The sequence below is a fragment of the Belnapia sp. AC561 genome, from assembly GCF_979252845.1.
This window is the reverse complement of sequence record NZ_CEEDBP010000509.1, coordinates 1-235: the sequence shown is the minus strand read 5'-3', so window position 1 is coordinate 235 and position 235 is coordinate 1. Positions and strand designations below refer to the sequence as shown.

1 pseudogene is annotated in these 235 nt (G+C 59.6%); it reads right to left on the bottom strand.

The window, feature by feature from the left end:
• Window positions 1-235 (bottom strand): annotated as a pseudogene (locus AC0IW9_RS32055) (NCS2 family permease); the annotation flags it as partial.

The following is a 235-nucleotide window of genomic DNA, read 5'->3' as shown; positions in this document are numbered from 1 at the left end:
GTGGTATTCCAGCACCGCAATCATTAGAAAGCAGATGGCAGCCAGCAGCGGGCCAGCGGCGGTGAGGTCGCCCATCTTCAGCAAGGTTTCAGGGCTGGCCACCACAATGCCTGCGGTCTTCAACCCGATGAGGCCGAGAAACAGACCGACTCCGGCACCCATGGCAAACCGCAGGCTCGCCGGAATGCTGTTGAGCAGCCATTCGCGGATGCGCGAGAAGGTCAGAATCATAAAC